The sequence below is a fragment of the Microcystis sp. M49636_WE2 genome (assembly GCF_030065375.1).
GTDB classification, from domain to species: domain Bacteria; phylum Cyanobacteriota; class Cyanobacteriia; order Cyanobacteriales; family Microcystaceae; genus Microcystis; species Microcystis aeruginosa_C.
This window is the reverse complement of record NZ_JASJFG010000050.1, coordinates 1-9,926: the sequence shown is the minus strand read 5'-3', so window position 1 is coordinate 9,926 and position 9,926 is coordinate 1. Positions and strand designations below refer to the sequence as shown.

General features: G+C 40.9%; 10 protein-coding genes and 1 pseudogene. 6 read left to right on the top strand and 5 right to left on the bottom strand.

The genetic code is table 11. From position 1 onward, the window contains the following. From PX484_RS01005 to PX484_RS00985, 5 genes are all read left to right on the top strand, one after another. Positions 1-262 (top strand): type II toxin-antitoxin system Phd/YefM family antitoxin (locus PX484_RS01005; RefSeq protein WP_288102677.1); only part of this gene is annotated, 262 nt, incomplete at its 5' end. Further along, positions 262-570 (top strand): type II toxin-antitoxin system RelE family toxin, encoded by a 309-nt coding sequence (locus PX484_RS01000; protein ID WP_002750216.1) that lies wholly within the window; start codon positions 262-264, stop codon positions 568-570. The genes PX484_RS01005 and PX484_RS01000, both read left to right, overlap by 1 nt. Before the next feature lie 48 nt (positions 571-618). Next, complete coding sequence (locus PX484_RS00995) at positions 619-828, top strand: hypothetical protein (protein ID WP_287765165.1); 210 nt, start codon at positions 619-621, stop codon at positions 826-828. Between the two features lies 1 nt (position 829). Then, positions 830-1,339 (top strand): HEAT repeat domain-containing protein, encoded by a 510-nt coding sequence (locus PX484_RS00990; protein ID WP_002803901.1) that lies wholly within the window; start codon positions 830-832, stop codon positions 1,337-1,339. Between the two features lie 239 nt (positions 1,340-1,578). Further along, the gene (locus PX484_RS00985; protein ID WP_043998132.1) at positions 1,579-1,935 is read left to right on the top strand and encodes a hypothetical protein; all 357 of its coding nucleotides are present in this window, start codon (positions 1,579-1,581) and stop codon (positions 1,933-1,935) included. A 19-nt stretch (positions 1,936-1,954) separates the two neighbouring features. Here the strand turns inward: PX484_RS00985 and PX484_RS00980 are convergent, their stop codons facing one another. The 5 genes from PX484_RS00980 to PX484_RS00960 all read right to left on the bottom strand — a co-directional run bounded on the left by PX484_RS00980 (position 1,955) and on the right by PX484_RS00960 (position 8,897). Continuing rightward, the gene (locus PX484_RS00980) at positions 1,955-2,062 is read right to left on the bottom strand and encodes a putative toxin-antitoxin system toxin component, PIN family (protein ID WP_080602295.1); all 108 of its coding nucleotides are present in this window, start codon (positions 2,060-2,062) and stop codon (positions 1,955-1,957) included. A gap of 156 nt (positions 2,063-2,218) precedes the next feature. Then, complete coding sequence (locus tag PX484_RS00975; RefSeq protein ID WP_288102676.1) at positions 2,219-5,005, bottom strand: cation-translocating P-type ATPase; 2,787 nt, start codon at positions 5,003-5,005, stop codon at positions 2,219-2,221. Between the two features lie 297 nt (positions 5,006-5,302). Continuing rightward, a complete protein-coding gene (locus tag PX484_RS00970) occupies positions 5,303-6,409 on the bottom strand; it encodes a hybrid sensor histidine kinase/response regulator (RefSeq protein WP_288102675.1) in 1,107 nt (368 codons plus the stop codon). Positions 6,410-6,774: 365 nt separating this feature from the next. After that, complete coding sequence (locus PX484_RS00965; protein ID WP_002758542.1) at positions 6,775-7,284, bottom strand: DUF4164 family protein; 510 nt, start codon at positions 7,282-7,284, stop codon at positions 6,775-6,777. 53 nt (positions 7,285-7,337) lie between these two features. Then, positions 7,338-8,897, bottom strand: a complete 1,560-nt coding sequence (locus PX484_RS00960; protein WP_288102674.1) for a hypothetical protein — start codon at positions 8,895-8,897, stop codon at positions 7,338-7,340. Positions 8,898-9,316: 419 nt separating this feature from the next. Between PX484_RS00960 and PX484_RS00955 the strand changes: the two are divergent. Then, positions 9,317-9,805 (top strand): annotated as a pseudogene (locus PX484_RS00955) (hypothetical protein); the annotation flags it as partial. Positions 9,806-9,926 lie beyond the last annotated feature (121 nt).

Genomic DNA, 9,926 nt, shown 5'->3' with positions numbered 1-9,926 from the left:
GACTAAATATCTAAACATTACTGAAACAGGACAAAAGCTGGTTGAATGGTCTGAGCAAATGACTGACGAACCTATTATTATTACCAAAGAAGGTCAACCCATTATGGTTGCCCTGAATTACGCTCAAATTGAATCTTGGTTAGAAACTCTTGATATTTTACAAGACAAAGAGTTTGCCGAAATCCTATCTGAAGCAATTCAACAGGATCAATCAGGACAAAGAATTACTTGGGAAGATGCTAAAAAACAACTGGGTTGGTAATGGAATATCAAATACAATTAATTCCTCTTGCTTTAAGCTTTTTATCTAAAATTACCGATAAACGCATTCAGCAAGAAATTCGCAAACGGATTGAAAAGCTAAAAATTGAACCAGATAAACAAGGTAAAGCCCTTTCAGGTAAACTTAAAGGATATCGTAGCGTTAGGGCAGTTGGTCAAAGATATCGGATTGTCTATCGTGTTGAAGAAGCTCAAATTATTGTTATTGTTATTGGAGTTGGAATTCGTAAACAAGGTGATAAGAAAGATATTTATGCCCTTCTTGAAAAATTAATTAATAATGAATAAAATATGGGTTATGACAGAACTGCTAAATCAATAGGTTCTTGCTGAATCGTGAGATATACACCTATTACTTTTTCAGAGATAGCCAGTTTTGGAGAGGATAGTCAAAATATTCCTGCTTCTTCTGAAAAAAACGCATCCCTATCATCTATTACCTATGATTTAAGAGGAGCTACCATTGGCAATTTAGCTCATAATGTGCAAGGAAGCCAACAGAATTATCCCCAGCAACCTAATAACAATAACCCAGAGGAAAAATAACATGGTTCAGCAACTTAATAACACCCAAATCGCCATCAATACTTTATTGAATAAACTCAACGATTCTCTCCCCCAGATCCGCGCTAAAGCTGCCGAAGCTTTGGGCAAAATTGGCAATAGCAGCCTTGCTGACACCTTAGTATCCCATTTAATAGGAGAAAATGATCTTAATGTTCGCCTAAATCTGATTCGAGCTTTAGGAGAAATTGGCAATGAATCCGCAATTCCTTATCTAGCTTCCTACTTATCTGATACTAATCCCGATATTCGGATAATCACGGCGGAATCTCTCGGAAAAATTGGTAGTGAAAAAGCAATATCCTATCTCATTCAATCCCTACAAGATACGGAAGTAAAAGTTCGTGTCACAGCCACAATTGCTTTAGGTGAAATTGGACTAGAAGATGTTATTCCTGATCTAGTAAATGTTTGTTACGATGAAGATGATAGCGTTCGTTTCAGTGCTGTTGATGCCCTCGGTAAAATTGGCTCTCGTTATGCAGTAAACTGATATGAAATTGAGTACAGAATCCCTCGATTTAATTATCAGAACTCTTGCCAAAAGACTATTCACAGACAAGAATCCAAGTATTCGGATTAAAGCCGCTCAATCCTTATTTTGATCCCCCTAAATCCCTCTTTCTAAGGGGGACTTGAATTCGACGTATCGCTTTCATTCAGAGAAATGGTGTCAGTTTTGCCATTATGGATGCTATAATTATCATCAGTAATCTTCAATCTTTTAATCCTATGTCAGAAACTCCTAAATATGACCTTCGTGGAGCAAATATTGCTAACTTTGCCGATACGGTGCAAGGAGATCAAAAAGCAGTTCAACATAATTACGCCACACCCCAAAATTTAGCCGAAGCCGCTCAAGAAATCCAACAACTTATCAGCCAAATCACCCAAACTTATCCCACTAATACCGAAATTGAAAAACAAACTTTTGTCGCACAAGTTGACGCAGAAATCAAGAAAAATTCTCGTCTAAGAAGCATTTTAATCACGGGAGGAATTGAATTAATTAAAGTCCTCTGTCCTCCCCTCGGTATTCCCATTGAAATGGGTAAAAAATGGCTAGAAACTGATAATTTAAGTGAGTGAACCTAGAATATCAATCCTGTTAGTTAGAAACGATTAGATCGGAATCGCCGCTTACAATACAAGTCGCTTGACTATCGATCTCTGATCCTAAATACTGATTATCTTTATCATCTCTGCAAACCTTGATTTTCTCTAGAAGGTATCGATAATAATACTAAATCTGGTTATTAAAAACTGATTATTTATTCTCCCTTTTGCCTGTCCTCGTAAGTCACCTATGCTCAAGGGATTTAGTATCAGTTTACTGTTTACTGTTTACTGAACAATGAAAAAAACTCCCTGATTATCGCCGATGATACCAACGGGTAAATAATTTTTCTAACTCCACCCAAACGAATAACAAGGTACTAAATCCCAAACAGATTAATAATTCTTCTTTAGTCAAAAATTGAGTACCGAAAAAATCCCGCAGGGCAGGAACATAGATTAACATCAGTTGAAAAATTGTCGTCAGGGTTACTGCTACCCAGAGATAGGGATTAGTCAAAGGATTCATTTCTATGGTAAGATGATCGCTCGATCGCACGGAAATGGCATGACCCATCTGAGCTAAACAGAGAGTAGTAAAAACCATAGTTTTCCATGAACCAGTATTACCAAAAAGTGGATCCAAGCGCACAGCGATTAACATTTGAGTGATATTAATAATCGAAAAAATAATCCCAATTCTCACAATATAACTGCCCAAACCGCGAGCAAAAATACTTTCTTGGGGACTAAAAGGAGGGCGACGCATAATATTAGGAGAAGCTGGTTCCACTGCCAAAGCTAAAGCAGGTAAACCATCAGTAACTAAATTCATCCAGAGAATTTGTAGGGGAGTGAGAGGAGTAACTAAACCCAAAAGAGGCGAAGCGGCGATAGTAATCACTTCCCCGATATTACTGCCGAGAATATATTTAATAAAACTGCGAATATTGTTATAAACCACTCGCCCTTCTTCCGTGGCAGCGACGATGGTGGCAAAATTATCATCAAGGAGAATCATATCACTAGCCTCTTTGGTGACATCGGTGCCGGAGATTCCCATGGCAATGCCGATATCTGCTTGTTTCAGGGCCGGAGCATCATTCACCCCATCTCCGGTCATAGCAACAAATTTACCCTTTTTTTGCAAAGCGCGGACAATAGTTAATTTATGTTCGGGGGAGACACGGGCATAGATGTTAGTTTTGTCAATGATGTTTTCTAGCTGAATTGGTGATAATTTATCTAATTCTCGCCCTGAGATGACTAAAGCTCCCGCTTGGGCAATACCAAGACTTTTAGCCACCGCTAGAGCGGTTAATTGATGATCACCGGTGATCATGATTGGACGGATTCCCGCTTCTCGACACCTAGCCACGGCGATTTGTACCTCCGGTCGCGCTGCGTCGATCATACCGACCATTCCTAACCAAATTAGGGCATCTTCGCTGATTTCAGTTGATTCTGGCGGATAAATCAGGTTTTTGTAGGCTAATCCTAAGACTCGTAAACCCCTGTTAGCCATAGCATTGTTAGCGACTAAGACTTTTTCTTTTTGCCTATCCCCAAAAGGAAGACTTTCTAATCCCGATTGGTAGGAGAGACACTGTTCAAGGATTAATTCCGGGGAACCTTTGGTAAATAGTACGCGATTGACTCCTTGACAAATGACCGACATTCGCTTTCTTTGGGAAGAAAAAGGGATTTCAGCGATTCTAGGGAACTCTTGCTTGGTTAGGGATAAATTTAAGCCCGCTTTCGCCCCTAAAACTAATAAGGCTCCTTCCGTGGGATCGCCTAAAATGCTATCGTGACCGTTATCGAGGTCTAAACTGGCATCGTTGCAGAGGATACTGGCAATTAAAAGATGATGTAATTCTAGATCGGTTTTGGGATCGATCGCCCGTTGCTCGGAGTCTAAAAATTGTCCTTTTGGGCTATATCCTTCCCCAGTAACTAAAAAACTGCGATTAACTGTCTCTATCTCCCGCACGGTCATTTTATTTTCCGTTAGCGTCCCGGTTTTGTCGGAACAGATCACATTAACGGAACCAAGGGTTTCTACTGCCGGCAGTTTGCGAATCAAGGCCTGACGTTTGACCATGCGTTGGGTACCTAGGGCGAGAGTTAGGGTGATAACTGCGGGTAATCCTTCGGGAACGACGGCTACTGCCATACTAAGGGAAACTTCGACTAATTCCTCTAGGGCCGACCAACCGGCATTGATCAGGCCGATGGTAATAGTCAGGGCCACTAGAATGAGAGAACCAGCAACAAGGACATTGCCCAAGTGAGTCATTCTTTTTTGGAGAGGAGTGGGTTCATTGCCGACTGTTGCTAACATTTGAGCGATTTTGCCTAATTCCGTTGTCATCCCCGTACTGGTAACGATGACCTTGGCCCGGCCTTGCAGTACCTCTGTTCCAGTAAAGACAAAATTTAAGCGATCGCCAAGGGGAGTATCCCTGTCTAAGGGGTCAATGGAGGCGGATTTATTAACACTATTTGCCTCTCCTGTCAAGGCCGATTCGCGAATTTGCAGGTTAAAAGCTTCGATAATTTGGCCGTCGGCGCTGATTTGGGTTCCCGCTTCAATCAGCATGATGTCCCCGGGGACGAGATTAACCGCATCTATTTCTGTGCGTTGACCCTCGCGAATAACATTAACTTGGGGAGAGGAAAGTTTTTTTAAAGCGGCCAGAGCTTTTTCGGCGCGACTTTCTTGCAGATAGCCGAGGATGCCATTGAGGATGACAATTGTTAAGATAGCGATCGTATCTTTGAAGGGAACACCAATTTTAGCCAGATGACCGCGCTGCAATTCCAGTAAATCCAGTCCTCCGGAAATTATGGCCACGGCAATTAAGAGGAGGAGCATAATATTGGTAAACTGATCTAGGAGAATTTGCCAATTACTGCGCCCTGGACGTTCTTTTAGTTCATTTTTGCCATAATATTTAATTCTTTGGGCGATTTGCTCCCTATTGAGGCCATTAACAGCCGAACTACCGAGGATAGATAGGGTTGTTTCCACCGGATAGGTATGCCAAGGTTGTTGCAAGTTAAGGCTAGAATGGGCAGAATAGTCGGCATTAGCGGCCATGGCAAGTGAAGATAGTTGATCTAAATAGATCTTAGCCGTTTCTTTCCCTGGTAACAGGAAAAAACAAATGTTTAAACTGGCTCTTCCTGCTCATAGACAGTCTTAACGAGTAATGTAGATAAGTAGCTGGTTATAATTAAATTGAAGATAGATCCCCCCTTAATCCCCCCTTGATAAGGGGGGTGCCGATCCCCCCTTAATCCCCCCTTGATAAGGGGGGTGCCGATCCCCCCTTAATCCCCCCTTGATAAGGGTGGTGTCTGAAAGTTTTTAACATCTACCTACTTAGTCAACAGCTTAGTAGGGCAAAGTAAACCAAAATTGTGAACCTTTTTCGTCATTATTCATAATGCCAATTTCCCCTCCGTGAGCATGGATAATTTGACGACATAGATATAAACCTAGTCCTAAACTAATCTGATTATTATTATTGCCTCGTTGATAGCGATCAAATAATTGTTTTCTCTGGGTTTCGCTAATTCCCACCCCATTATCGGCAATGCTACACCGGAGATAATTGCCCTCTAGTCTAGCCGAGAAAGTGATAATTATCCCCTGGGGATTGTGTTTAAGGGCATTGGCTAATAAATTCTCAAAAACTCGCCAGAGATGGTGAGCATCGGCATTAACTAAGGGTAAATCGGGGGGAAAATTATTAATTAAAGTTGCTTGATTTTCCTTTAATCTTAACTCCCATTCCTGACTGATCTGTTGACCAATTTCGTAGAGAGATAAAGGCTTTAGTTCTAGGGAAACTCCCCAAAGATCATTTTGTCGGGTTTCGACGAGAGAATCAATTAAAGTTAATTGTCGATCGCAACTGTTGGCCATCTGTTGTAAAATCTTCTGGGATACTTCTTTAGTTTCTCCCTGAGAATTTTTAATTAAATTATTTAAGATCATTGACATCCCGATCACGGGATTGCGGAGATCGTGAGAGACGGCATGAAGATAAATTTCTAAAGTTTCCTCAGTTTTTTGACGTTCTTTAATTTCGTTTTGGAGTTGTTTTTTTTGACGGCAAATAGTTAATTGATTTTCGATGCGGGCCATCACTTCTTCCCCTTGAAAAGGTTTAGAAATGTAATCGACACCTCCCACTTGAAAAGCTTTGACTTTATCTAAGACATCATCAAGAGCGCTGATAAAAATCACGGGAATTTCTCTGGTTTTTTCATCAGCTTTTAACTGTTCACAAACTTGATAACCATTGAGATCGGGCATATTAATATCGAGGAGGATCAGATCGGGAATTAGCGATCGCACTGTATTCAGGGCCATCTGTCCATTAATCGCTTTGCGTACCTGATAGCCCTTCTCGGTGAGCATAATCGACAATAGCCGCACATTATTGGGCAAATCATCGACAATTAAGACACTAGGGCGCAGTGTGAGTTGAGTCATGCCGGTTATCTTATAACTCAAACTATTTAAATAGGGTTTGCTGAATAATGGTAAAACCCTTTTAAAATAAGGCTTTTGACCTGTTAAAATCCGATGTTCATGCTGCGAAAATCGGATTGGGACCTTCAAAAACCTTGCATTATCCTTCTTGTAGTACAAAAATGGTACGAAAAGAGAGGGCAACAAAGCCTGAAACGACCGACGACCGGCTACTGACGACCGACTCCTAACCCCACCAACAAACTTTTTCAGCAAACCCTAAATAAAGTGTATAAAAAAAACAGGGGCTTGCCGAAAAAGTTTTTCCTGGGGGCAGCGTGTCGGGTGGGACAAGCGAGAAAGTCTCGTTACTCTACAGCGAGCGACTAGGGATTGTTGCCCATAAAAAAAGCACGGAACCCCACAGCAATCAAGGAACCACTCAAAAGAGTTATTAATGTCCAAATTTGGTTACTTTGGGTTCCTTCCACCTTGATCAGTCGATTATCCATACTATCGACTTTCTCTGTTAAAGTTGCTAGTCCTATCTTGACATCGGTGACATTTTTCTGTAGGGTTTCTAGCTTTTGCTCGACATTTTTCTGTAAAGTTTCTAGCTTTTGATCAAACCTTTTTTCGAGATTATCTAGCTTTTGCTCGAAACTTTTTTCGAGATTGTCTAGCTTTTGATCAAACCTTTTTTCGAGATTATCTAGCTTTTGCTCGAAACTTTTTTCGAGATTGTCTAGCTTTTGATCAAACCTTTTTTCGAGATTGTCTAGCTTTTGCTCAACATCTTTCTGGAAGGTGTCTAGCTTTCGATCAACACCTTTAATACTATCTTTAATTTCCTTAAGGACAGATTCCAGGGAATAGGTAACGGTTTCTGCTGTCATTGCGGTTAACTCCTATCAGTCGAGAGATAATGTAATTATCGATAAAAATCCTCTTAATTCTCCACTTGATTTTTTTGGGAAAATCTCGCATCATCTTCCAATTTGTCGCTGATTTCCGGCAGTTTTAGCAATATTCCAGCGAATAACCAATAGTAAACAGAAACAGGCTCGACGGAGAGAGGATAATAGTAGGGGTTATAGCTAATAAAAAGTATAAAAATCCAGATACAGAGACCCCAATGCTTTAAAGCAGCATTTTTTACTTTTAAATAGGCTTTAAAGGTGAGAATACAGAGAATTGTCACCAGTGCCATAAAAGCGATAAAACCGATGATACCGATTTCGTGGACGAGTTTAGCGTAGTAGGTTTCAATTAGTCTTATCCCTTCTTCTCCCGCTACATGAAGAGCGCCACTGCTGGCTCTGCCTAAACCAAAACCAAAAAGCTGTACATATCTGAAGCTCAACTGCATTTGATTGCCTACAAAGTCAATGGGAGACGAATATAGCCAGCGACCGATAAAATTTAGCCCTCTTTCCTGAATAAAGGGAATTAACGTCACCGCGAGCAGGGAAATCAGTCCCAAGATTCCCAATTTTAATGGTAACTTTCGTTTACTTTTGCTAGTAACAATAAAAAGAACCAAGTAAAACAAAGGTACTAGCAAAAAAGGTAATCTTTGTCCAGAAACCAGAGTCGCAAGCAAGACTAAAACCATGGCCACCCAACCAGCGACGCGCCATCTTTTTTGCGGATCACTAAAACTGGCCGCGTAACTGATGACGCTACTAGATACTAAAAACCAACCCCATTGCCAAGGATCGGAAAATGTGCCGGGGAGACGAATTAAGCCTCGATCGGGATTATACAACAATGAACCGCCGACAAAACATTGAGCTTTCAAGGTGGCTTTTTCGGTAATATCCGGATAAAATTGGCTGTCGGATTTCGGGACAAGGACTTCGAGTTGATTGAGGAATTCATTGTCAGGACAGATACCTTGGACGAGTAAGAAGTATTGAATTAGAGCTAAACCGCAACAGACTAAGATCATCACGATTAAAACTCGGTTAACCATGAATAAATCTCGTTTTTGCTCGATTAAATAGTACCCACAGAGAACTAGGGGAATATAACTGAGGAGGATTTTTAATCCCACAATTCCCACAGCAATTGCTCCTTGGGGCAGATTGACAAAAAGAAAAGTTATCAAGCTGCTGGCAAGTAAAATCAAAGCTGTGATGAGAAAAGGCTTGATTTTGGGGCGTAATTGTTTAAAAGTTTTTGTTTTAATTAAAATTGCCGCTAAAGCGGCGAAATAAAAGGCATCCTTGGCGATTTTGTAGAGAGCATAGGAGGGCTCTATGCCAATAAAGTTGCCCACTACCTGAAAAACTCTCACCACAGACAAAGCGAAGGTATTACTCAGGGGAAGATAGATGATTAGGGCTAATAATCCCAGACGGGGATGGATAAAAGAAGCGACCATGGCGGGAACTGCCCAAATTCCTAACAAGGCCGCTTTTTTGCCAAATAGAATCCCTAAAACTAGACTGATTATTGTAGTGGCGATCACTAATATAATTAGCAACAGGGGATTAATCTCTTTCATACCGTGCGGGTTGAACAGGTTTAGCAGAAAGTGTACCGGATTTTTGCCGAGATTCTCATTCTCAATGGCGGAGGTGGGGAGCTTTTCAGTGATCAGTAAACAGTGAACAGTAAACAGTAATCAAGTGAGGTTCTTTTTGTTTGTGTTAGGCAATAGACGGGGTTATAAGAGATGAAACCCTTATATAGAAAGACATTTGGCGATTTTTGTCAATTGTTTTCCATCTAGAACGAACTAATCAATTAAGTCTCTTGCCAGATAAGGATGTAGTCTATTTATGCCACCCGATCAAACCATACCAAGTAACGAAGAACCATCAGTGAACTGAAAACTCACATCTGATACTGATCAAAGTTTCCTCTTGCTTCTTACCTCTTGCTATACTTATGTAAAATTTTATTTATCTCGATCTTGACTCCGTGGCCGAAAATCTTTCTTTTCAAGACCTTTATCAAGCTGGAATCAGTGCTTTTGAGCGTGGACAATATCGTCTTAGTGTCCAGCAATTAAATGCGGCTTTAGCCTTAATTTCCTTAGGCTCCCGAGAAGGGGGTGAGATTCAAATTTGGTTAATTTCTGCCCATCAGGGGTTAGGAGAGGGGGAGAAAGCTAGTGAAATCTGTAGGCAACTTATTACCCATCCTATCTATCAAATTCGCGAACAGGCCAAGCGTCTGCTTTATATTATCGAAGCTCCCCGTCTCAAACGCCCAGATGAGTGGATGACGAAGATTCCCGATTTAGAGAAACTTCCCGATAGTACACCGCAATTTAAAAAGGGGACAAATAAACAGAAAAAAGAAGAATCCCCCGCACCCATGCAGTTAGAGCAGCATAAAAATACTGTTTTTAGCGGACTGGCGATCGCTATTGTTCTATTGATGCTCTGGTTTTTTGCTAAAAATAGCCAGCAATTCCAAATTCAGAATGTAGCAAGGAATACAGAATACAAAACGCTTTTGCCCTGTAGCTCCCCATCCACAATCAAGAAGAATTAACGCGAGTAACAGGGATGGCCTCATCGAGCAT